General features: G+C 67.7%; 20 protein-coding genes. 12 read left to right on the plus strand and 8 right to left on the minus strand.

What is annotated here, in order from left to right; all coding sequences use genetic code 11:
• Positions 1–183 precede the first annotated feature (183 nt).
• From rpmG to ABE485_RS21155, 3 genes are all read right to left on the minus strand, one after another.
• Positions 184–351 (minus strand): 50S ribosomal protein L33, encoded by a 168-nt coding sequence (gene rpmG, locus ABE485_RS21145; protein WP_003810296.1) that lies wholly within the window; start codon positions 349–351, stop codon positions 184–186.
• A gap of 37 nt (positions 352–388) precedes the next feature.
• Complete coding sequence (gene rpmB, locus ABE485_RS21150) at positions 389–625, minus strand: 50S ribosomal protein L28 (RefSeq protein ID WP_006390601.1); 237 nt, start codon at positions 623–625, stop codon at positions 389–391.
• 300 nt (positions 626–925) lie between these two features.
• Entirely contained in the window at positions 926–2,125 is a 1,200-nt protein-coding gene (locus ABE485_RS21155; RefSeq protein ID WP_346517225.1) for a Bcr/CflA family multidrug efflux MFS transporter, read from the minus strand.
• A 155-nt stretch (positions 2,126–2,280) separates the two neighbouring features.
• Here ABE485_RS21155 and ABE485_RS21160 point away from each other — a divergent pair, with 155 nt between their 5' ends.
• The 6 genes from ABE485_RS21160 to ABE485_RS21185 all read left to right on the plus strand — a co-directional run bounded on the left by ABE485_RS21160 (position 2,281) and on the right by ABE485_RS21185 (position 9,148).
• Complete coding sequence (locus ABE485_RS21160) at positions 2,281–3,543, plus strand: class I SAM-dependent methyltransferase (protein WP_346517226.1); 1,263 nt, start codon at positions 2,281–2,283, stop codon at positions 3,541–3,543.
• Positions 3,544–3,657: 114 nt separating this feature from the next.
• Positions 3,658–4,683 (plus strand): ABC transporter substrate-binding protein, encoded by a 1,026-nt coding sequence (locus ABE485_RS21165; protein WP_346517227.1) that lies wholly within the window; start codon positions 3,658–3,660, stop codon positions 4,681–4,683.
• Between the two features lie 546 nt (positions 4,684–5,229).
• Positions 5,230–6,231, plus strand: a complete 1,002-nt coding sequence (locus ABE485_RS21170) for an ABC transporter substrate-binding protein (RefSeq protein ID WP_346517228.1) — start codon at positions 5,230–5,232, stop codon at positions 6,229–6,231.
• 292 nt (positions 6,232–6,523) lie between these two features.
• A complete protein-coding gene (locus ABE485_RS21175) occupies positions 6,524–7,381 on the plus strand; it encodes an ABC transporter permease (protein WP_346517229.1) in 858 nt (285 codons plus the stop codon).
• A complete protein-coding gene (locus ABE485_RS21180) occupies positions 7,378–8,646 on the plus strand; it encodes a quaternary amine ABC transporter ATP-binding protein (RefSeq protein WP_346517230.1) in 1,269 nt (422 codons plus the stop codon). Before ABE485_RS21175 ends, ABE485_RS21180 begins: the two co-directional genes overlap by 4 nt.
• A gap of 127 nt (positions 8,647–8,773) precedes the next feature.
• The gene (locus ABE485_RS21185; protein WP_346517231.1) at positions 8,774–9,148 is read left to right on the plus strand and encodes a tautomerase family protein; all 375 of its coding nucleotides are present in this window, start codon (positions 8,774–8,776) and stop codon (positions 9,146–9,148) included.
• Positions 9,149–9,228: 80 nt separating this feature from the next.
• On the opposite strand, the gene ABE485_RS21190 is transcribed toward ABE485_RS21185, so the two are convergent.
• From ABE485_RS21190 to ABE485_RS21200, 3 genes are all read right to left on the minus strand, one after another.
• Positions 9,229–10,194 carry a Bug family tripartite tricarboxylate transporter substrate binding protein gene (locus tag ABE485_RS21190; RefSeq protein WP_346517232.1) on the minus strand — a complete coding sequence of 322 codons (966 nt, stop codon included), beginning with the start codon at positions 10,192–10,194 and terminating at the stop codon, positions 9,229–9,231.
• Positions 10,195–10,283: 89 nt separating this feature from the next.
• A complete protein-coding gene (locus ABE485_RS21195; RefSeq protein ID WP_346517233.1) occupies positions 10,284–10,763 on the minus strand; it encodes a MaoC family dehydratase in 480 nt (159 codons plus the stop codon).
• Positions 10,760–12,007: a CaiB/BaiF CoA transferase family protein gene (locus tag ABE485_RS21200; protein WP_346517234.1), complete on the minus strand. Its 1,248-nt coding sequence runs from the start codon at positions 12,005–12,007 to the stop codon at positions 10,760–10,762. Before ABE485_RS21200 ends, ABE485_RS21195 begins: the two co-directional genes overlap by 4 nt.
• Before the next feature lie 71 nt (positions 12,008–12,078).
• On the opposite strand from ABE485_RS21200, the gene ABE485_RS21205 reads away from it, so the two are divergent.
• Entirely contained in the window at positions 12,079–12,978 is a 900-nt protein-coding gene (locus tag ABE485_RS21205) for a LysR family transcriptional regulator (protein WP_346517235.1), read from the plus strand.
• Between the two features lie 76 nt (positions 12,979–13,054).
• On the opposite strand, the gene ABE485_RS21210 is transcribed toward ABE485_RS21205, so the two are convergent.
• The gene (locus ABE485_RS21210) at positions 13,055–14,050 is read right to left on the minus strand and encodes a tripartite tricarboxylate transporter substrate binding protein (RefSeq protein ID WP_346517236.1); all 996 of its coding nucleotides are present in this window, start codon (positions 14,048–14,050) and stop codon (positions 13,055–13,057) included.
• A 120-nt stretch (positions 14,051–14,170) separates the two neighbouring features.
• Complete coding sequence (locus ABE485_RS21215) at positions 14,171–15,340, minus strand: CaiB/BaiF CoA transferase family protein (RefSeq protein ID WP_346517237.1); 1,170 nt, start codon at positions 15,338–15,340, stop codon at positions 14,171–14,173.
• A gap of 190 nt (positions 15,341–15,530) precedes the next feature.
• On the opposite strand from ABE485_RS21215, the gene ABE485_RS21220 reads away from it, so the two are divergent.
• The 5 genes from ABE485_RS21220 (at position 15,531) to ABE485_RS21240 (ending at position 21,447) form a co-directional block, all read left to right on the plus strand.
• On the plus strand, positions 15,531–16,583 hold the full coding sequence (locus tag ABE485_RS21220; RefSeq protein WP_346517238.1) for an AraC family transcriptional regulator: 1,053 nt from the start codon (positions 15,531–15,533) through the stop codon (positions 16,581–16,583).
• Between the two features lie 129 nt (positions 16,584–16,712).
• Positions 16,713–18,245 carry an AMP-binding protein gene (locus ABE485_RS21225; protein WP_346517239.1) on the plus strand — a complete coding sequence of 511 codons (1,533 nt, stop codon included), beginning with the start codon at positions 16,713–16,715 and terminating at the stop codon, positions 18,243–18,245.
• On the plus strand, positions 18,242–19,426 hold the full coding sequence (locus ABE485_RS21230) for a lipid-transfer protein (RefSeq protein ID WP_346517240.1): 1,185 nt from the start codon (positions 18,242–18,244) through the stop codon (positions 19,424–19,426). The genes ABE485_RS21225 and ABE485_RS21230 overlap by 4 nt, the downstream gene beginning before the upstream one ends.
• Before the next feature lie 26 nt (positions 19,427–19,452).
• Positions 19,453–20,277, plus strand: coding sequence for an SDR family NAD(P)-dependent oxidoreductase (locus tag ABE485_RS21235; RefSeq protein WP_346517241.1), 825 nt, complete (start codon positions 19,453–19,455; stop codon positions 20,275–20,277).
• Between the two features lie 15 nt (positions 20,278–20,292).
• Complete coding sequence (locus ABE485_RS21240; RefSeq protein WP_346517242.1) at positions 20,293–21,447, plus strand: acyl-CoA dehydrogenase family protein; 1,155 nt, start codon at positions 20,293–20,295, stop codon at positions 21,445–21,447.
• Positions 21,448–21,476: the final 29 nt, after the last annotated feature.

The following is a 21,476-nucleotide window of genomic DNA, read 5'->3' on the forward strand; positions in this document are numbered from 1 at the left end:
GCGGGTGCGGCCCAATTGAAACATGCGGTTTGGCGGCGGGGCAAATGGAAAAGCCCCGTGCCGCGCTTTCCGCGCGCCTTCGGCTTGCTGCCCCCCAAGGGGGCGTTTTCATCTTGAGACGGCTCGGCAATGAAAAAGGCCCTGCGATTGCAGGGCCTTTTCGAACGCGGGATACCGGCCGAATTACTTCAGCTTGGTTTCCTTGTAGTCGACGTGCTTGCGAGCGACCGGATCAAATTTCTTGATCAGCATCTTCTCGGGCATGTTGCGCTTGTTCTTGGTGGTCGTGTAGAAATGACCCGTGCCGGCAGTCGACTCGAGCTTGATCTTTTCGCGGATACCTTTGGCCATGTCGTGCTCCTAGTATGTAGATTGGCGGGAGGGCCGATTAGGCCAGTTCGCCGCGGGCACGCATGTCGGCCAGCACGGCGTCGATGCCGTTCTTGTCGATCGTGCGGATGGCCTTGGCCGAAACACGCAGGCGGACCCAGCGGTTTTCGCTTTCAACCCAGAACCGGCGCGATTGCAGGTTGGGCAGGAAGCGGCGCTTGGTCTTGTTGTTCGCGTGCGAAACATTGTTGCCCACCATCGGGCCTTTGCCGGTCACTTGGCATACGCGTGCCATGGATGCACCTCTTTAGTGTCGTTCTTGCCGCGCATCGATGGGGGTAGTAGACAGGGTTTCAGCCGCCGGGCTGTGTGGGCTGCGCTGCGCGCTGCCTGCTCCGGCCACCCAGTCTTAGTGGATGAGGGGGAAAGTGATTTCACCCCAGTGCTTATACCCGCTGCCTGCCACCCGGTCATTCACAACACGCGGGTTGGGGTCAGAGTGCTGAACTACAAAGCATAGTAGTCCCGCACGGGAAACTTCATGTGAAGACAGCGATTCTAATACGAAAAACGTAATTAAATCAAGCGGGCGGGTTCAGGCCGTGTGCGTGCGCGCCACACGACCGGCGGTCCAGGACAGGCAGGCGCACGCCGCCAGGGTGGTCGTCAGGGGCAGGGCGCTGTCCGCCTGCCAGGCGCTGACGGCAAAACCCGCGAGCGCGCCGCAGGACAATTGAAGTGTCCCCAATAGCGCCGAGGCCGCGCCCAGGCGCTTGCCCTGGTCGGCCAGCGCCAGCGCCGCCGAATTGGGGTTCACGAAACCCTGGCTGCCCATGTAGCTGATCAGGCACAGCATCAGGAGCGGCAGCGTCAGCCAGCCGGCAAGCGTGAGCCCGACGGCGACCAGGCTGGCGCAGGCCAGCGAGGTCAGGGCGCGCCGCTGCAACTGGCTGGGCGTGTAAGTGCGCAGCAGGCGGGCGCTGATCTGGGAGCAGATGATGAGCGACAGCGCATTGGCGCCGAACAGCAGGCCGTAGTACTGCGGCGGCACGCCGTAGAGTTCGATGAAGACGCGCGGGGAACCGATGATGTAGGCGAACATGCCGGCCTGGCCGAAGCCGCCCGCCAGGCTGTGGGCCATGAACCCGCGGTGCGCGAAGAGGCTGCGGTAGTTGTGCAGGATGGTGCTCCAGCGCAGGGGCACCACGCGCTCCGGCGCCAGCGATTCCTTCATGATCATGATGACGGCGGCCATCAGCATCGCGCCGCCCGCCAGCATCACCCAGAACAGGCTGCGCCACGACGTGATGGCCAGCAGCTGGCCGCCCGCCAGCGGCGCGAGGATCGGCGCCAGGCCCATGATGAGCATCAGCAGCGACATCGCGCGCGCGGCTTCATGGGTTTCGTAGTGGTCGCGGATGACCGCCCGGGGAATCACGATGCCGGCCGCGCCGCCCATGGCCTGCACCACGCGCCAGCCGGTCAGGGCCTCGACCGAGCCCGACAGCGCGCAACCCAGGGAAGCAATCATGAAGAGGGTCAGGCCCACCAGCAGCGGCGGCTTGCGCCCGTAGCGGTCGGCCATCGGGCCGTAGAACACCTGCGCCATCGCCAGCCCGATCAGATAGGCCGCCAGCGTGCGTTCGACATCGCCCCGGGAGACGCCCAGGTTCGCCGCGATCGTGGGGAACGCGGGCAGGTACATGTCGATGGCGAACGGGCCGATGGCCGTCAGTGCGCCCATGAGAATGAGCCAACCGGGCAGGCTGCTGCGGGATGTTTGTGTTGGGGGCATGTAGATCGCGGTAAAACGCAGGGACAAGGCGCGGGCGGGTGCGAGAAGCACTTTTCGCGCCAAGCCGGGGACTTTATCATGGGCTGGCTTACAGGAAAATTGCGGGTGTTTTCCGATAGAGTGGGTGGCGTCCTTACGTATCCGGAGGAGAAGCCGTGAATCCTTTGCTATCTGTCGTGGAACGCAAACTTCAGGCCCTGCCTGTCACCGTCCAACTGGTGCTGCCCGATGGCGCCGTGCTGGGCGCTCCCGATCCACGAGTCCGCTTCGTCACGCACGACAAGACCGCGCTGGCCCACCTGGCCGAAGGCGCCGTGGGCGTGCTGGGACAGGATTACGTCGAAGGCCGCATCGACATCGAAGGCAGCATGCGCGATGTCATGTCCGCCGCGGCCGCGCTCCTGCCGGGGTCGCCGATGGACGCGGCTCGGGGCGGCTGGCTGACCGAGCTGGTGCGCAAGGTGATGTCGGTATGGCGGCACTCGGTGGAGCGCGACGCCAAGCAGATCGAATTCCACTACGACCTGTCCGACGACTTCTACGCGCTGTGGCTGGATCCGCGCCGGGTCTATTCGTGCGCCTATTACCGCGAGCCCGGCATGACGCTGGCGCAGGCCCAGGAGGCCAAGCTGGACCACATCTGCCGCAAGCTGCGCCTGCAGGCCGGCGAGCGCTTCCTGGATGTCGGGGCGGGATGGGGCGGCCTGTTGCTCTGGGCCGCCGAAAACTACGGCGTGGACGCCACGGGGATCACGCTGTCGCGCAACCAGCATGCGCACGTCACGCGCCTGATCCAGGAAAAAGGCCTGGGCGGACGGGTCCGCATGGAACTTCTGGACTACCGCAAGCTCGACGATTCCCAGCCCTACGACAAGATCGCGTCCGTGGGCATGTTCGAGCACGTGGGCCGCGCGCAGCTCGACAGCTATTTCGCCAAGCTGCGGCGCCTGCTCAAGCCGGGCGGGCTGATCATGAATCACGGCATCACTGCGGCCGGCGTCTACAACGCCGAGCTGGGCAATGGCATGGGCGAGTTCATCGAGAAGTACATCTTCCCCGGCGGCGAGCTGACCCACGTCAGTGTCGTGATGCAGGCGCTGGCCAACGGCGGCCTTGAAGACCTGGACGTCGAGAACCTGCGTCCGCACTACGCACGCACCCTGTGGGCCTGGAGCGACGGGCTGGAAGCGCGGTTGCCCGACGCGGCCCGGATACTGGGCGGCGACCAGGGCGAGCGTTCGCTGCGCGCGTACCGGCTGTATCTGGCCGGCTGCGCCATGGCCTTCGAGCACGGCTGGATCGCGCTGCACCAGATCCTGGCCCAGCAGCCGGCGACGGGACGCGCCGATGAACTGGATGCGCCTGCGGATCTTTCTTATCCGTGGCGGCGCGACTATATGTATGGACGGGGCGCGTGATCTCTCGGCTATTTGAATAGCAGAAATTGATTGTTCCGCCTTGGGGCGCACGGTTGCTAGGATCGCCCGCACATCTCGCATGTGCGAATCAACCGGCCCAAGGAGCCCCTTCCCATGTTTTCCAATTCCTTTCGCCCGCGGCGTTGCTTGGCTGCCGCGGCGCTGCTCGCCGCCGCCCTCGGCGCCGCTGCCGCTCCCGCCCATGGCGAGGGCACGCTGCGCGTGGCGCAGCAGTTCGGCATTGCGTACCTGATCCTCGATGTGGTCAAGGACCAGAAGCTGGTCGAAAAGCACGGCAGGCAGGCCGGGCTGGACATCAAGGTGGAGTGGGCGCAGATATCCGGCGCATCGGCCATGAACGAAGCGCTGCTTGCCGGTGCGCTGGACATGGTGTCGGCCGGCGTGCCGCCGGCGCTGGTGCTGTGGGACCGCACGCGCGGCAAGCAGAACGTCAAGCTGGTGGCCGCGCTGGGTTCCTTGCCCAACTATCTGTTGAGCAATAACCCGGCGGTGAAGACGCTGGACGACTTCACCGCCAAGGACCGCATCGCCGTGCCGGCGGCGGGCGTGGGCTTCCAGTCGCGCACGCTGCAGATCGAGGCTGCCAAGCGCTACGGCAAAGACAATTTCAAGCGCTTCGACGACATCTCGATCAGCCTGCCGCATCCGGATGCGACCACGGCTCTGATCTCAGGCGGCCTGGAAGTGAACGCGCATTTCTCCAGCGCGCCGTTCTACTACCAGGCGCTGGAACGCAACCCCGCGGTGCACAAGGTGATCAGTTCCTACGACATCCTGGGCGGCCCCGCGACGTTCAACGTGCTGTACACCACGCAGAAGTTCCACGACGCCAATCCCAAGACCTACCAGGCCTTCTACGCGGCGCTGGCGGAAGCGGCCGCGTGGATTCCCGCGCACAAGGAAGAGGCCGCGGCCATCTTCATTCGGCAGCAGAACTCCAGGCTGCCGCCGGACTTCGTGAAGAAGATCATCGACGATCCGGAAAACCAGTTCACGATCAGTCCGCAGCAGACCCGGGTGTATGCGGACAAGCTGCACGAGATCGGCGTGCTGCAGTCCAGGGCCGACTCATGGAAGGATTATTTCTTCGAGCAGGCGCATGGCGGGCCAGGTAGCTGAAGTTATGGATCGCAGGCGCACAATCCCTGCGTCTGGACCCGTTCCAGCGCCCGCGCGGCTGGCTCCGAAATAAGGGTAAAAGCGGAACCGGAAACGGCGGTTTCGCCGTTCCGGAAGGGGGGCTGGAGCCCCTTTTGGAACGGTCTGTATGTATTAATAAGAACGTAATGTTAACTGGATGTATCTGTGCTTCCGAAGCAATTTTCCTTAGGGGAAATGCGCTTTCCCCCCAGGATTGATAAGGGTTATCCCTTATCTAATTTGCCCCGATTGTTTCCGGTTAATTCATGCCTGGGGTTGGTCTGCGCAGCAATTTCGTTTAAGATGCTGCCTTCTTCGTTCAGTTTGTTCACTTTCTGTGGGTTTTCAAAAACTCGTTTTTGAAACTCCTGTCTTGCAAGACGCCGCATCCCTCGCGGACCGTCTTGTTGCTAGTGTCGGTTTGTATTGGCGGTTCTGCCCGTCTTCCGCACAACCCCCTTAGCTCCATGGCGCCCCCCAGGCCAAGCCTGGCGTGTGTGCCTGAACCTATGGAGGCAAAAGCCAATGCGTTTTACCCCTGTCAAGACCCTGGCCGCCGCGGCCGTGTTGTTCGCCTTCGCCGGAGCGGCCCAAGCCGCCGACGCCCCGCAGTGCGAAATCAAGCGTCCGGTCAATTTCGGCGCGATGAACTGGGAATCCAACCTGGTCCTCGTCGACGTCGAACGTTTCATCATGGAAAAGGGCTACGGTTGCAAGACCGAAACCCTGCCCACCGAGACCCTGCCTGCCCTGGCCGCGCTCGAGCGCGGCGATCTCGACATCAATACCGAAATCTGGCTGAACAGCGTGGCCGATCCCTGGGACCGCGCCGAGAAGACCGGCAAGGTCAAGCGCATCGGCGACCTGTACATGGGCGCCGAGGGCTGGTACATCCCCCGCTACACCGCCGAGCGCCTGCCCGAGCTGAAGTCCGCGGCCGACCTGCCCAAGTTCAAGGACGAATTCAAGGATCCGGAAGAGCCCGGCAAGGGCCGTTTCTACGGCTGCCCGGCGGGCTGGGGCTGCGAAGTCACCAGCAACAACCTGTTCCACGCGCTGAAGCTGGACGACTCCTACACGCTGTACTCGCCCGGCACGGGCGCGGCGCAGAAGGCGGCCCTGATGTCGGCCTACAAGCGCAAGCAAAACGTGGTCTTCTACTACTGGTCGCCCACGCCGCTGGTCGGCGCCATGGATCTGGTGAAGCTGGACATGCCGCCCTATGACGCGGAAAAGCACAAGTGCCTGACCTCGCCCAAGTGCGCCAAGCCCGAGCCCAGCGCCTATCCCGACAATCCCGTCTTCACCGCGGTGAACACCAAGTTCTCGCAGGAAGCGCCCAAGCTCACCGAATTCCTGTCCAAGGTCTCGGTGCCGCTGCCGGTGATCAATGAAACCCTGGCCCACATGGAAGAGTCCGGCGACGAGTCCAACGCCGTGGCCAAGTGGTTCCTGAAAAACAAGCCCGACGTCTGGACCAAGTGGGTCCCCGCCGACGTCGCCGGGCGCGTCCAAAGCGCGCTGTAACGCACCGTGATCCTGGCTGCGCGCCGCAGTGGCGCGTACCGGTCCGTCAATGGGCCGGACCTCTTTGCCGGGATGGCCGCCGGCCGGGCGCAAGCGCCCGGCCAGTCAAGCGCGCTTGTGCCGCCACCGGCCGTGGCAGCTTCAACGGTGCCTGACACCGTCGTGAGATGGGCCAGGGCCTCTGGCCTCCCATCGAGGTGTCGGACACCCGTTTCAGTCTCGTTGTTTTCCGCCATGCCGGGCACTCCGGTGGCGACATGGGCGGCGAGCGCGCCAGAATGGAGTCGAATGCATGTTTCCTGAAATTATTCCCGCCCGTCAGGTACGGGGGGCGATCGACGGCTTTGTCGATCACCTGGTCACCAACTACGCGGACACGCTGGAGAAGCTTTCCCAGCCCGTCCTGCACGCGTTGGTGTGGCTGGAGCAACTGCTGCGCAGCTCGCCCTGGTGGGCGGTGGTCGCGGTGACCGTCGCCATCGCCTATGGCGTCAGCCGCCGCGTCGGCCTGAGCCTGGCCATGGGCGCGCTGCTGTGCGTGATCGGCGTGCTGGGCCTGTGGGACGCCGGCATGCAGACGCTGGCGCTCATGATCATGGCGGCCGGCCTGTCGGTGCTGATCGGCATCCCGCTGGGTGTGCTCATGGCGCGGGTGAACTGGCTGCGCTCGGGCATGCTGCCCGTGCTGGACGTGATGCAGACCATGCCCAGCTTCGTGTACCTGATTCCCGTCGTGATGCTGTTCGGCCTGGGCAAGATTCCCGCCATCATCGCGACCGTCATCTACGCCGTGCCGCCGCTGATCCGTCTGACCGACCTGGGCATCCGCCTGGTCGACCGCGAAGTGCTGGAAGCGTCGCGCGCCTTCGGCGCCAATCCGCGCCAGCAGCTCTTCGGCGTGCAGCTGCCGCTGGCGCTGCCCAACATCATGGCGGGCATCAACCAGACCACCATGATGGCGCTGTCGATGGTCGTCATCGCGTCCATGATCGGCGCGCGCGGCCTGGGCTATGAAGTGCTCCTGGGCATCAATCGCCTGGAAGTGGGCCGGGGCCTGTTGGCCGGCCTGGGTATCGTGGTGCTGGCCGTGCTGTTCGACCGGATCACGCAATCGTATGGACAGCGCATGCGCATGGGAGGCCAGCGATGAGCAAGATCGAGGTCAAGAACATCTACAAGGTCTTCGGACCGCATCCGAAGAAATGGCTGCAAGCCGCCCAGGGCGGCATGAGCAAGGAACAGCTGCTGGCCGAAAGCGGCCACACCCTGGGCCTGCGCGACATCAGCCTGTCGATCGAAGAAGGCAGCATCTACGTCATCATGGGCTTGTCCGGATCCGGCAAGTCCACGCTGATCCGCCACTTCAACCGCCTGATCGAGCCCAGCTCGGGCCATATCCTGGTCGACGGCGTCGACGTGGTCAGCCTGAACAAGCGCGACCTGGAAGTCTTCCGCCAAAAGAAGATGAGCATGGTGTTCCAGCGCTTCGGCCTGTTCCCGCACCGCACCGTGCTGGACAACGCCGCGTACGGCCTGACCGTGCAGGGCGTGGCCAAGGCCGAGCGCGAGAAGCGCGCCCGCGAATGGCTGGACCAGGTGGGCCTGTCGGGCTTCGAGAACCAGTATCCGCACCAGCTGTCCGGCGGCATGCAGCAGCGCGTCGGCCTGGCGCGCGCCCTGGCCACCGACGCCGAAATCCTGCTGATGGACGAGGCCTTCTCCGCGCTGGACCCGCTGATCCGCCGCGAGATGCAGGACCAGCTGCTGCAGCTGCAGGCCAAGCTCAACAAGACCATCGTCTTCATCACGCATGACCTGGACGAAGCCCTGCGCCTGGGCAACCGCATCGCCATCCTGAAGGACGGCGAGCTGGTCCAGGAAGGTACGCCGGAAGACATCCTGCTGAACCCGGCCAACGATTACGTGCAGTCGTTCCTGCAGGACGTGAACCGCACCAAGGTGCTCAACGCCACGCACGCCGTGAATCCGGCGCGCCTGACGCTGACGATGCGTTCGCGCCCCGCGCATGCCATGGACCGCATGAACGCGCTGAACTACGAGTACGCGCCGGTGCTGGACGGCAAGCGGCTGGCGGGCGTGCTGACCGCCAAGGCCGCCGAACAGGCCATGCAGGAAGGCGCGCGCGACGTGTCGCGCTTCGTCGAGGACCTGGCCTCCGTGCCGGCCACGGCGGGCCTGGGCGAAGTGCTGGCCCAGCTGGTGCACAGCGACCAGCCGGTCGCGGTGACGGGCGAGGACGACGAGTTCCTGGGCATGCTGTCTCGCAAGAAGGTGGTGGAACTGGTGACGCCGGCCCTGGCCGACACGCCGGTCCCGGCCGACGCGGCCGAGCTGGTGGCCGGGCCTGAATCCGAGGCCGAGTCCGAGCCGGCGCCCCACGACAAGGCAGCCTGACCGCGGTTCTTCCGACCCGCCTGATTGCGCCCGCGTGCATGCCCTTGCACGCGGGCGCAGTCACGATATGATGGCTTGCCGGTCGGTCAGGCCGGTTTCCCCCCCACTTGGAAAATCGGATTCCGTCATGCCCATCTTGAATGTCCAGATCCTGCAAGGCCATTCGGCCGCCCAGAAGGCCGCCCTGCTGAAGGCCGCGTCCAACGCCGTCGTCGACAGCATCGCCGCGCCGCTGCCCAGCGTGCGCATCGTGTTGCAGGAAGTGCCCGCGGAAAACGTGATCGTGGCGGGCGAGATCGGCAAGCGCATGGCGCGCGTCGACGTCGAACTCATCGAAGGCCGCGACGAAGCCAAGAAGGCCGCCCTGATCGCGGCGCTGAACCAGGCCGTGTGCGCCAGCATCGACATCTCGGGCGAAGACGTGCGCGTGCTGCTGCGCGACGTGCCCAAGACCGACATGGGCGTGGCGAATGGGCTGAGCGCGAAGGCGGCGGGCCGCTGATCATCCCGGCGCGGTATGCCATGAAATCGTACGCCCGCTGTCGCGGGCGTTTCTTATTGGTTCTCCGGTAGTCCAAACACCTAATCCAGCTTTACATTCGCCGCCTTCACCACCTCTCCCCACCGCTGTATCTCGCTCTTGATATAGGCGGCATATTCCTGCGGCGTCGATCCCAGCGCCTGCGCACCCTGCACCTTGAGCTGCTTCTGTATTTCGGGCGACTTCAGCGCGCGCAGGATTTCCGCGTTCAGTTTTTCGATCACCGGCGCGGGCGTTCCGGCCGGTGCGACGACGCCTTGCCAGGCGCCCATGCCGAAGCCCGGGGCCACGGTTTCCGCCACGGTCGGCACGTTGGGAAGCTGGTCGCTGCGCGTGTCGCTCGTGACGGCCAGGGCGCGCAGCTTGCCTTCGCGGATGAAGCCGAGCGAGTCGTTCAGCGTGTTGGTCATCACCTGCACCTGACCGCCCACCAGGTCCGTCATGGCAGGCGCGCTGCCGCGGTAGGAGACGTGGACCGCGTCGATGTCCAGCGACCGCCACAGCAGCAGGGCGCCCAGGTGCGTGACGTTGCCGGCGCCGGCGGAGCCGTACGAGAGCTTTCCGGGGTGCTTGCGCGCGTAGTCGACGAACGCCGCGGCGCTGTCGGCGGGCACCGACGGATGCACCAGCAGCACCAGCGGGATGACCGCCGTGCTGGAGACGGGCGCGAAGTCCTTCACCGGATCGAACGCCAGCGAGCGATACAGGTTGGGGCTGAGCGCGATGGACGAGGTGTTGTACAGGACGGTGTAGCCGTCGGGTTTGGCGGCCGCGGCGTATTGCATGCCAATGTTGCCGTTGGCGCCGCCCTTGTTTTCCACGACGACGGTCTGTCCCAATTGATCGGTCAATTGCTTGGCCAGAACGCGCGCGACCAGGTCGGTCGGCCCGCCGGGCGGGAAGGGCACCACCATCGTGATGGGCCGCTCCGGCCACGCGGCCTGGGCGGCGGGGGCGCCTCCCAGCGCCAGGACGGCCAGGCTGGCGGCCAGCAGTGCTTTCTTCATGGTTTTGTCTCCTTGTGCTTTTGTGGGTGCTGCAATACGCCTTGCCGGAGGCGCCCTCTGCGCGGGGCGCTTCGCCGGCGGCGACGGACTCAGTCCGGCCTGCCGGCCAGCATGCGCGTGGCCGTGTAGGCCATCACCGGCTTGCCGTGCTGGTTGCGGACCTCGATGGCGGACGTCACCACCGCGCGGTTTTGCTGCGAGGTCGGGCGCACGCCGGTGACTTCGATTTCGGCCCAGATGGTGTCGCCGGCCACCACGGGCGCCAGCATCTTCTTGTGGACTTCCAGGAGCGCCAGGCCGGTGCCCTGCACCATGCCCTGCATGATCAGCCCTTCGATCAGGCCGTAGGTCAGGGCGCCGGGGGCGGGGCGGCCCTGGATGGCGCCGTGGGCGTAGGTCGCGTCGATGAAGATCGTCTCCAGCATGCCGGTGACGCTGATGAAGTTCACGATGTCGGTCTCGGTGACCGTGCGCCGGAACGTGTGGAAGCGCTGGCCGACGACGAGGTCCTGCCAGTAGTAGCCCTGGCCGAGCAGGGCGATGCCTTGGGCGTTGCTGTCTTGGGTCATGCGGGGTCCTTGGGGTTGTCGCGGGTGAGGGCAGGGGCTTCGCGGGCCGCACCGGTGTCCAGCAGCGCGGCGATGTCGGAGGGCGCGAGGCCCGCCTGGCGCAGCACGTCGCAGGTGTGCTCGCCCAGGCGCGGCGGCATGGCGGGCGGCACATGGGACGCGGCCAGGCGCACCGGATTGCGGGGAAAGCGGTAGCGGCTGCCGGACGCGCTTTCCAGCGGCACGAAGAAGTCCACGCTTTGCAGGTGCGGATCGGACTCCAGGTCCTGCAACCGGTTGACCGGCGCCGCCGGGATCTGCAGCCGTTCGCACAGCGCCAGCCACCAGGCGGTGTCGTGCGCGGCGATGATGCCCGCCTGCAGTTCGTAGAGCGTTTCGATATGCCGCGTGCGGGAAGAGATATCGGCAAAGCGCGGGTCGTCGGCCAGGTCGGGGCGGCCCGCGGCGTTGAAGAAGTCGCGCCAGTGGGCATCGGTGTAGGGCATCAGGCACACATGGCCGTCGGTCGTCTGGCAGGGCCTGCGCCACGGCGTCAGCACACGGGGGTAGCCGGCTTCGCCCGGCTCGTCGGCCAGGTGCCGGCCGTAGTAGTGCTCCACCAGCGCGAACGAGGCCATGCTTTCGAACATGGGCACCTCGAGCTGTTGGCCGGCGCCGGTGCGCTCGCGCTGGAACAGCGCGGCCAGGATGGCGTGAGCGGCCACCAGGCCGCAGGTCTTGTCCGCGGCCACGGTGGGCAGGTAGCGCGGCGCGCCGGTCTGGCGGCCGACCAGGTCGGCAACGCCGGACAGGCCCTGGATGATGTCGTCGTAGGCCGGGCGGCCGTCGTACGCGCCGCCCTCGCCGAAACCGTACAGGCCGGCGTAGACCAGCCTGGGGTTGCGCGCGCACAGCGCGGCGGGGTCCAGTCCCAGCGCGGCCATCTTGGCCGGGCGCATGCTGTGCATCAGCACGTCGGCCTGGTCCACCATCGTCAGCAGCGCCTGCCGCGCGGCAGCCTGTTTCAGGTCCAGCACGATGCTGCGCTTGTTGCGGTTCAGGCCCAGGAAGATCGCGGACAGGCCCGGTTCCTGCGACGGACCGGTGCGGCGGGTGGAGTCGCCAGCGGGAGCTTCCACCTTGATCACGTCGGCGCCGTAGTCGGCCAGGATCTGCGAGGCATAGGGGCCGAACACCACGGACGTCAGGTCCAGCACGCGGACGCCGTCCAGCGCGCCGGCGCGAGGGGAGGGAGAGGTTGTCATGCCGGAAATCCTATCGGCGCCGCACATACCCGTCTAATATGGCTTCGGTATTGCTCGATATGGAATTTGTTATGGCTATAGATTTGCGGCAGCTGCGGCAGTTCGTGACCATCGCCGAACTGGGGAGCTATCGTCGCGCCGCCGATGCGCTGCACATTGCGCAGCCCGCGCTGTCGGTGTCCATCCAGAAGCTGGAGCACGCGGTGGGCGTGCCGCTGCTGGTGCGGGGCGCCAAGGGCGTCACCACGACGCCCGCGGGCGACGCCCTGATGGCCGACGCCCGCCGCGCGCTGTTCCATACCGACCAGGCCAGGCAGGCGGCCCGCCGCGTGGCCCTGGGCGAATGGGGCACCCTGCGGCTGGGTTTCGTGGGGTCCGCCACCTATATGCTGCTGCCGCGCTGCCTGCCGGCGTTCCGCGCGCAGTACCCGGACGTGCAGTTGGACCTGCGCGAAGACAGCACGGTCGGCCTGGTGGCGATGCTGCGCGCCAACGAGATCGACGCCGGCCTGGTGCGCGGGCCATTGGCCGAAGACGACGCGCTGGACTCGTGGGTGGTCGAGCGCGACGACCTGATCCTGGCCGTGCCCGCGGCGCATCCGCTGGCGGCCGCGGGCCCCATCGCCCTGGCGCGCATGCGCGCCGAGAACTTCGTGCTGTACTCGCCCGCCAAGGTGCCCGGCCTGAACGGCGTGACGCTGGCGCTGTGCCACAAGGCGGGTTTTTCGCCGCGCATCAGCCAGGAGGCCATCCAGGTGCAGACGCTGGTCAGCCTGGTGGCCAGCGGCATGGGGGTAGCGCTGGTGCCGGGCGTGACGCGCGCCTATTCGACCCCGCATGTGGCGTTCGTGCCGCTGACCGATGCGGACGCAAGCGGCGCGCTGTCGCTGTCGCTGGTGACGCATCGCGATACGTCCTGTGCGACGGTGCTGCGCCTGCGCGACAGCATGCTGGCGCCCGCGGCTTCCTGAACGGGGACACCGCGCGCTGGCATGCCGGCGCGGGCAGCGGCGGTCCGCCGCGCCCCTGCGCCGGCCGGCAGGGCCGCTACTGCATCTTCAGCCCCAGCTCGGCCACGAACTTCTTTTCCTGCGCCACCTGCCGGATGGCGTAGTCGGTGTAGGCCGCCGAGTCCATCAGCATGTGCGGCTGGTCGGCGTTTTCCAGTGCGCGGTTGTAGTCCGCGTCGCGCGATGCGCGATGAAAGGCCTGCTGCAGGACGGCCACGGTGGCCGGGTCCATGCCCTTGGGGCCGGCGATGCCCACCGGATTGGACGCGATGATGGGGTAGCCCAGTTCGGTGAGCGTGGGCACGTCGGGCACGCGTTTGGCGCGGGCGTCGCCCATCACGGCCAGCAGCCGCGCCTTGCCGGTGTCGATCATCGGTCCCCAGCCCGCATCCGACACCATCTGGATGTGTCCGCCCAGCAGCGCGGTGGTTTCTTCGGCCGCGCCCTTGTAGGGGATGAAGTTGAACCTGACGCCGGTCAGCCGGGACAGGCGTTCGATGGCGATGCGGCCGGAGCCGCCGGTGCCGGTGCCGCCGTAGCTGATCTTGTCGGGATTGGCCCGGGCGTGGGCGATGAGTTCGTCCAGCGTCTGCCACGGGGCATCCTGCCGCACGACGATGCCGTAGGAATAGGCGGTCATGCAGGCGACATACGTGAAGTCCTTGAGCGGGTCGTAGTTGACCTCTTGCAGGAAGGGGTAGCGGAACAGCGTGCCCACGACCACCGATACGGTGTAGCCGTCGGGCGCCGCCGTCTGCGCCATGGCGGCGGGCCCCAGCGTGCCGCCCGCGCCGGGCCGGTTGGCGATGACCACTGGCTGGCCCAGTTCGCGCGAGGCCGCCACCGCCAGCGCGCGCATCTGCGTGTCGGTGGCGCCGCCCGCGGGAAAGGGCACGATCAGCGTGACGGGCCGGGAGGGGAAGGCGGCGGCGCGCGCGGGCGCGGAAAGCCCCAGCGCCGCGGGCAAGGCCAGCCCCAGCTTGAGCAGGCTGCGGCGTCTGGGCGAAACGGTGCTGCAAATGGGGTCCGTCATGGGAGTCTCCGTCCTGGTTGTTATGGGCACAGCAGGTCTTGGGCAGCTTCCGGCGCGCGGGAGGCGCAACGGGTCATGCAACGGGTCATGCAAACGGCAATGCAACGGTCAATGCAGCGCCTACCGCGCGACGCCGCGCGCGTGCAGGCTGGCGATGGCGGCGTCGTCGTAGCCGGCCTCGCGCAGGATCTGATCGGTATGTTCGCCGGGCAGCGGCGCCTGGCGGTGGATGGCGAATTCAAAACCGGACATCTTTACGGGGCTGGCGATCTGCGCGCCCGGTCCGTAGGCGTCGTGCCGGACCTGGCGCACCATGCCGCGCTCGACGAACTGCGGATGCGACAGGCTTTCGGACAGCGTCAGCACCGGGGTTACGCAGCAGTCCGCGCCGTCCAGCAATGACAGCCAGTGCGCGCGCGGTTTCGAGCCGAACAGGCGCGCGAGTTCTGCGCGCACGTGCGCCTGCTGCGCGGCGTCGCCTTCGCGGTGCCAGGGCAGCAGGTCGGGGCGGTCCAGGCGGCGGCACAGCGCGTCCCAGAATTTCGGTTCCAGCGCGGCGACGGCCAGGTAGCGGCCGTCCTGCGCACGGTATTGGCCGTAGCACGCCAGGGCGCCCGACAGCGCGTCGCCGCCGGCGGGCCGCGTGGCCCCGTGGGCATTGAGCGTGGCCAGCGGCACCGCCGCGCCGGCCAGCAGGCCATCGGCGATGGCGATGTCCAGATAGCGGCCGCGGCCCGAGCGCTGCGCGTCGAACAGGGCGGCCAGGATGCCCATTGCCGCCGTGAGCGAGCCGCCCAGGACGTCGGCGACGGGCAGGTTGGACAGCGCGGGCTGATCGGGGCCGCAACCCATCTGGTCCGCCACGCCGGCATAGGCCGAATAGTTCAGGTCGTGCCCGGCGGCGTCGCGCAGGGGGCCGGTCTGGCCGTAGCCCGTGATGCTGCAGTACACCAGCCGGGGATTGTGGCGGGCCAGGGTGGGATAGTCCGCCTGCAAGCGGGCCGCGACGCCCGGCCGGAAGCTTTCGATCACCACGTGGGCGTCGCGCGCCAGCGCCGCCAGCGCGGCCTGTCCGTCGGGGTGTTTCAGGTCCAGCCGCAGGCCGCGCTTGTTGCGGTTGCACACCGCGCGCAGCGACGGCGGCGCATAGTCGCCGGACTGCGTGTCTTCGATCTTGATCACGTCCGCGCCCAGGTCCGCCAGGTACTGCGCGCCCAGCGGGCCGGGCAGCAGCCGCGACAGGTCCAGGATCCTGATGCCCGCGAGCGGGGCGGTGTTCGGCGTATCCAAAGAGGGACTCCGGTAAATACGAAGAGGCGGCCAGGAATCGGCTCGAGCCAGTCTAGGCGCGGCTTTGCGGCGGTCCAATGGCGAAATCGCTGATTCCGCTTGGCGGGAATGCTCACGCCGGGCATTTCTTGCCGGCGGCCCTTTCGCTACCATCGACGGCATCGGTGTTCACCCAGCCGCGGGAATCGCCATGACGCATCACACCATCGCCGTGGGGCATGTCGCCCAGATCCTGCAAGGCGCACGCAGCCGGGGCGTGGACGTCGACCGCGTGCTGTTGCGCGCCGACGTGCCGCCCGCGCTGCTGCAGGCGCCCATGGCGCGCGTGTCGCAGTCGCAGTTCGCGCAGATCCTGCGGATGCTGCGGCGCGCCACGCGCGATGATTTCCTGGGCATGGGACGGCAGCCCGTTCCGCTGGGCGCCTTCGCCCATGCCTGCCGGCTGGCGCTGCAGGAAGCCACGGTGGGCCAGGCGTTGCGCGTCGCGTTCCGCTACTACCACGGCGTGCTGCGCGACTTCACCGCGCGCCTGTGCGTCACCCGCGATGCCGCGCGCATCGTGCTGGACGCGCGCGGCGAGCGCCGCTGCACGCAGTGGTACGGCGAACGCACGTTCCTGTTCTTCACGCTGGGCGTCGCCAACTGGCTGGCCGGCCGCCGCATTCCGATCCTGGGCGTGGACTACAACGACGGCACGCGCAGCGCCGACGCGCAGAAGGTGTTCCATGCCCCGGTCCGCTACGGACAGCAGGTGACGGGCCTGCGGCTGGAGTCGCGCTGGCTGGCGCTGCCGGTCGTGCAGGACGCGCAGGCGCTGAAGGCCTTCCTGGCGAATGCGCCGTTCGATCTGCTGGTGAAGTACCAGGACCGCGCCACCCTGACCGACCGCATCCGGCGCCTGCTGCGCAGCGACCTGTCGGCCGAACTGCCGTCGCTGGCGCAGGTCAGCGCGCAGCTGTCGATGACGCCGCAGACGCTCCGGCGCCACCTGCGCGACGAAGGGCAGGGCTTCCAGGTGCTGAAGGACGATCTGCGGCGCGATGCGGCGGTCGAATACCTGGGCCGGCACGACCTGTCGCTGATGGACATCGCCGAGCGCCTGGGCTATTCGGAATCCAGCACCTTCCACCGCGCGTTCAAGAAATGGACCGGCGTGTCGCCCGGGGAATACCGCCGCAACCGGCTTGTGTGCGGTCCCGCCTGCGGGCCGTCATCCGCTGACACTTTCCGCCAATCGGATTGACGCCTGCGGCCATTGCCGCCTTTTCCGGCCGGCGGGAAGCTACGGCCTGGACAACGGCCGGCCGCCAGACGCCGCGCCGCACGAGACAGCGGGCCGCCAGGCCCGCGCGCCGCAGGAGGAACACGGGCTATGTATCTGACTCAGGGCCTGCACCGGGCAAGCCGGCTGTATCCCGGCACGGTCGCCTTGCGCGAAGGCGCACGCGCCTGGACCTATCCCCAACTGCTAGCCTGGGCGGCCCGCAAGGCCGCCGTGCTGCGGGACCTCGGCGTGCAGCGCGGCGACCGGGTCGCGCTGCTGGGGGCGAACAGCGCCTCGTACGTATCGTCGATGCTCGCATGCTGGTGGCTGGGCGCGGTGATCCAGCCCTTGAACACGCGCTGGAGCGCCGCCGAGCTGGCGCAGGGCGTTGCGGACGGCGGCGCGCGGCTGGTGCTGGTGGATGCCGCGCTGGCATCGCGCCTTGCCGCCTGCGTCCCGCCCAACGCCGCGCAGGCGTTGCCGCTGCCCACGCTGGATGCGCGGGCCGAGTCCGCGCCGTCCCTCGAAGATTGCCGCGCGGGCGGCGACGCGCTGGCCGCCATCCTGTACACGGGCGGCACCACCGGCCAGCCCAAGGGCGCCATGCTGACGCACGCCAATCTGTGGAGCGCCGCCGTCGCCCGGCTGGCCACGGTTCCCACGCCGCAGGACAGCCGCGTGCTGCTGGTGGCGCCGCTTTTCCACGTTGCCGGACTGGGGCGCCTGATGGGTCAGTTCCTGGCGGGCGCGTCGGTGGTGATCCAGCGCGGCTTCGATCCGCACGCGGTGCTGCAGTCGCTGCAGGACGACGGCGTGTCCGAAGTGCTGCTGGTGCCCAGCATGATCCAGATGCTGCTGGATGAACCCGGTTTCCCGCGCTACCGGCTGGGCGGCGTGCAGCGCGTCATCTGGGGCGCGTCCCCGATTGCGCCCGCGCTGCTGGCCCGCGCGCTGGATGCCTTTCCCAACGCGGAATTCGTGCACGCGTACGGCATGACCGAAACCTCGGCCCTGGTCGCCATCAACGCCGACGTGCGGCGGGGCGGGCCGCGCGCGCTGTCGGCGGGCCGTCCGGCGGTGGGCGTCGAGACGCGCATCCTGGCGGCCGACGGCCAGGATGCGGCGCCCGGCGCGGTGGGCGAACTGGCGGTGCGCGGTCCCATGGTCGTGGCCGGCTACTGGAACCGCCCCGACGACACCGCGCGCGCGTTTTCCGATGGGTGGCTGCTGACGGGCGATGCTGCCTGGCAGGACGACGACGGCTATCTGTACGTGGTGGACCGCCTGAAGGACATGATCGTCAGCGGCGGGGAAAACGTCTATGCCGCCGAAGTGGAAGCGGCCCTGGCGCGGCACGCCCGTGTTGCGCGCTGCGCGGTGATCGGCGTGGCGCACGAACGGTGGGGCGAAGCCGTGCATGCGGTGATCGTGGCGCGGCCGGGCGCGGCGCCCGACGCCGAATCGCTGAATGCGCATTGCCGCCAGATCCTGGCGCCGTACAAGTGTCCCAAGAGCTACGAATTCCGCAACGATCTGCCCATGTCGGCAGCGGGCAAGGTATTGAAGTCCGCGCTGCGGCAGGGCCACGGATTTCCTGGCGCGGCGCCCGCCGCGCCGACTCTTCAGGAGAAGCAGGCATGAATCGAAAAGTGTGGGTGGCCGGCGTCGGCATGATCCCCTTCAGCAAGCCCGGCGCAAGCGAACCCTATTCCGTCATGGGCATGCGCGCCGTGCGCGAAGCCATGCAGGACGCGGGGCTGCCCTACGACGCCGTGGAGCAGGCCTACGCGGGCTACGTCTACGGCGACTCCACCTCCGGCCAGGCCGTGGTGTATGGCGTGGGCCTGACGGGCATTCCCGTGTTCAACGTGAACAACAACTGCGCCAGCGGCTCGTCGGCGCTGTTCCTGGCGCGGCAGGCGGTGGAAAGCGGCGCCGTGGAGTGCGCGCTGGCGGTCGGGTTCGAACAGATGGTGCCCGGCGCCCTGAAGGGGGTGTACGAAGACCGGCCGTCGCCGCTGCAGGAATTCGTGGCGTCCATGACCGAACACCAGCGCTACGACGCCGCCAAGCCGCGCGCGGCGCAGTTCTTCGGCGGCGCCGGACGCGACTACATGAAGCAGCACGGCATCCGTCCGGACACCTTTGCGCGCATCTCGGTCAAGGCGCGCCAGCACGCGGCGCGCAACCCGTACGCGGTGTTCCGCCAGACCGTGACGCTGGACGAAGTCCTGGCCGCACCCATGATCTTCGACCCGCTGACCCGCCTGCAGTGCTGCCCGCCCACCTGCGGCGCGGCGGCGGCCATCCTGTGCTCGGACGATTTCGCGCGCCGGCACGGGCTGGCCCCGGCCGTCGCCATTGCCGCGCAGGCCATGACCACCGACACGCCTTCCACCTTCAACGCGGGCGACATGCGCAAGCTCGTCGGCTACGACATGACGCGCGCGGCGGCCGATCGCGTCTACGAGGCGGCGGGGGTGGATCCGGCCGACGTGGACGTCGTCGAACTGCATGACTGCTTCACGGCGAACGAACTGATCACCTACGAAGGCCTGCGCCTCACGCCCGAGGGCACGGCGGAGAAATTCATCCTGGAAGGCGACAACACCTACGGCGGACGCGTCGTCACCAATCCGTCCGGGGGGCTGCTGTCCAAGGGGCACCCGCTGGGCGCGACGGGCCTGGCGCAATGCGCCGAACTGGTGTGGCAACTGCGCGGCCAGGCCGACCTGCGGCAGGTCGAGGGCGCGCGCCTGGCGCTGCAGCACAACCTGGGGCTGGGCGGCGCGTGCGTCGTCACGCTGTATCAAGCCGCGTAGGCAGACAAAGCATGGAGACAGAACGCATGGGTACGCTTGAAGGGAAAGTGGCGCTGGTGTCCGGATCGGGGCGCGGCATCGGCCAGGAGATCGCGCTGAAACTGGCGCGCGAGGGCGCCAGGGTGGTGGTCAACGACCTGGACGCGGGGCCCGCCGACGACACGGTGGCGCTGATCCGCAACGCGGGCGGGCAGGCCGTGGCCTGCGCGGGCAGCGTCACCGACCCCGGCTTTGCCGACCGCTTCGTGGGCACGGCCCTGGACGCTTACGGCGGCCTGGACATCATCGTCAACAACGCCGGGTACACCTGGGACAACGTGATCCAGAAGATGACCGACGAGCAATGGGACGAGATCCTGGCGGTGCACCTGTCCGCGCCGTTCCGGATCCTGCGCGCCGCGTCCGGCTTCATCCGCGAGGCGGCCAAGGCCGAAGCCGCCCAGGGGCGCGAAGTTTTCCGCAAGGTGGTGAACATATCGTCCACGTCGGGCGTGATGGGCAATGCGGGCCAGGCCAATTATGCGGCGGCCAAGGCGGGCATCAATGGGCTGACCCGGGCGCTGGCCAAGGAATGGGGGCGCTACAAGGTCAACGTGAACAGCGTGGCGTTCGGGCTCATCAAGACCCGCCTGACCGAGGCCGCCGCCGACGGCGACGCCACGCTGGACATCCAGGGCCGGCAGATCAAGGTGGGCGTGAATCCGCAGGTGCTGAAAAACGCCGAAAGCCTGATTCCCATCGGCCGCGCCGGCACGCCGGCCGAAGCGGCGGGGGCGGTGTACCTGTTCTGCCTGCCCGAATCCAACTACGTCAGCGGCCAGGTCCTGGTCGTGGGCGGCGGCCGTCCCTGACGCCGGGAGACGCCGATGGATACCCCGAGGCAAAACTGGATGGATGCCGACCTGACGCTGTTCCAGGACTCGACCCGGCGCCTGTTCGAAAAGGAGTTCGCGCCGGACGAGGAAAAGTGGCGCAAGCAGCAGCACGCCGACCGCGAGGTCTGGCGCAAGGCCGGACGCATGGGGCTGCTGTGCGTCAGCATGCCCGAGGCCTACGGCGGCGGCGGAGGCACCTTCGCGCACGAGGCCATCGTGGCGGCCGAGCAGGCGCGCGCGATGGTGTACGGCTTCAGCAACAACGTGCACAGCGCGATCCTGGCGCACTACATCCTGAACTACGGCACCGAGGCCCAGAAGCAGCGCTGGCTTCCCCGGATGGCCACCGGCGAACTCGTGGGCGCCATCGCCATGAGCGAGCCGGGCGCGGGGTCCGACCTGAAGAGCATCCGCGCCACCGCCGCGCGTGATGGCGACGCCTATGTCGTCAATGGCGCCAAGACCTTCATCACCAACGGCCTGCATGCCGATCTGATCTGCGTGGTGGTCAAGACCGATCCGCAGGCCGGTTCCCGCGGCATATCGCTGATCATGCTGGAAACCCGGGACCTGCCGGGCTTTCGGCGCGGCCGGCTGCTGGAGAAACTGGGCCAGAAAAGCCTGGACACGGCCGAACTGTTCTTCGACGAGGTGCGCGCGCCGGTGTCCAACCTGCTCGGCGAAGTGGAAGGGCGCGGGTTTGCGCAGTTGATGCAGCAGCTGCCGCGCGAACGCCTGCTGATCGCGGTGGGGGCGGTGGCCACCATGCGCCGGGCCATCGACGAAACGGTGGCCTACACCCGCACGCGCCAGGTCTTCGGGCAGCCGCTGATCGACATGCAGAACACGCGCTTCAAGCTGGCCGAATGCGAAACGGTGGCGACGATCGCCGCCCGCTTCGTCGACGACTGCATCGCGCGGCAACTGGACGGCACGCTGGATCTGCCGACCGCCGCGATGGCCAAGTGGTGGACCACGCAGATGAACTGCCAGGTCATCGACGAATGCCTGCAGCTGCATGGCGGATACGGATACATGCTGGAATACCCGATCGCGCGCATGTACGCCGATGCCCGCGTGGGAAAGATCTACGGCGGCTCGAATGAAATCATGAAAGAAATCATCGCTCGCGGCCTGGTCGCCTGAGGCGGCGCCGACGCAGCGGGAATTGGAGA

Origin of the sequence: Achromobacter spanius (genome assembly GCF_039673305.1) — a bacterium.
GTDB lineage: Bacteria > Pseudomonadota > Gammaproteobacteria > Burkholderiales > Burkholderiaceae_B > Achromobacter > Achromobacter spanius_F.

Coding starts and splice junctions, on each gene's coding strand:
- rpmG (WP_003810296.1), bottom strand. CDS start 351: ATGGCCAAAGGTATCCGCGAAAAGATCAAGCTCGAGTCGACTGCCGGC.
- rpmB (WP_006390601.1), bottom strand. CDS start 625: ATGGCACGCGTATGCCAAGTGACCGGCAAAGGCCCGATGGTGGGCAAC.
- ABE485_RS21155 (WP_346517225.1), bottom strand. CDS start 2,125: ATGCCCCCAACACAAACATCCCGCAGCAGCCTGCCCGGTTGGCTCATT.
- ABE485_RS21165 (WP_346517227.1), top strand. CDS start 3,658: ATGTTTTCCAATTCCTTTCGCCCGCGGCGTTGCTTGGCTGCCGCGGCG.
- ABE485_RS21170 (WP_346517228.1), top strand. CDS start 5,230: ATGCGTTTTACCCCTGTCAAGACCCTGGCCGCCGCGGCCGTGTTGTTC.
- ABE485_RS21175 (WP_346517229.1), top strand. CDS start 6,524: ATGTTTCCTGAAATTATTCCCGCCCGTCAGGTACGGGGGGCGATCGAC.
- ABE485_RS21180 (WP_346517230.1), top strand. CDS start 7,378: ATGAGCAAGATCGAGGTCAAGAACATCTACAAGGTCTTCGGACCGCAT.
- ABE485_RS21185 (WP_346517231.1), top strand. CDS start 8,774: ATGCCCATCTTGAATGTCCAGATCCTGCAAGGCCATTCGGCCGCCCAG.
- ABE485_RS21190 (WP_346517232.1), bottom strand. CDS start 10,194: ATGAAGAAAGCACTGCTGGCCGCCAGCCTGGCCGTCCTGGCGCTGGGA.
- ABE485_RS21195 (WP_346517233.1), bottom strand. CDS start 10,763: ATGACCCAAGACAGCAACGCCCAAGGCATCGCCCTGCTCGGCCAGGGC.
- ABE485_RS21200 (WP_346517234.1), bottom strand. CDS start 12,007: ATGACAACCTCTCCCTCCCCTCGCGCCGGCGCGCTGGACGGCGTCCGC.
- ABE485_RS21205 (WP_346517235.1), top strand. CDS start 12,079: ATGGCTATAGATTTGCGGCAGCTGCGGCAGTTCGTGACCATCGCCGAA.
- ABE485_RS21210 (WP_346517236.1), bottom strand. CDS start 14,050: ATGACGGACCCCATTTGCAGCACCGTTTCGCCCAGACGCCGCAGCCTG.
- ABE485_RS21220 (WP_346517238.1), top strand. CDS start 15,531: ATGACGCATCACACCATCGCCGTGGGGCATGTCGCCCAGATCCTGCAA.
- ABE485_RS21225 (WP_346517239.1), top strand. CDS start 16,713: ATGTATCTGACTCAGGGCCTGCACCGGGCAAGCCGGCTGTATCCCGGC.
- ABE485_RS21230 (WP_346517240.1), top strand. CDS start 18,242: ATGAATCGAAAAGTGTGGGTGGCCGGCGTCGGCATGATCCCCTTCAGC.
- ABE485_RS21235 (WP_346517241.1), top strand. CDS start 19,453: ATGGGTACGCTTGAAGGGAAAGTGGCGCTGGTGTCCGGATCGGGGCGC.
- ABE485_RS21240 (WP_346517242.1), top strand. CDS start 20,293: ATGGATACCCCGAGGCAAAACTGGATGGATGCCGACCTGACGCTGTTC.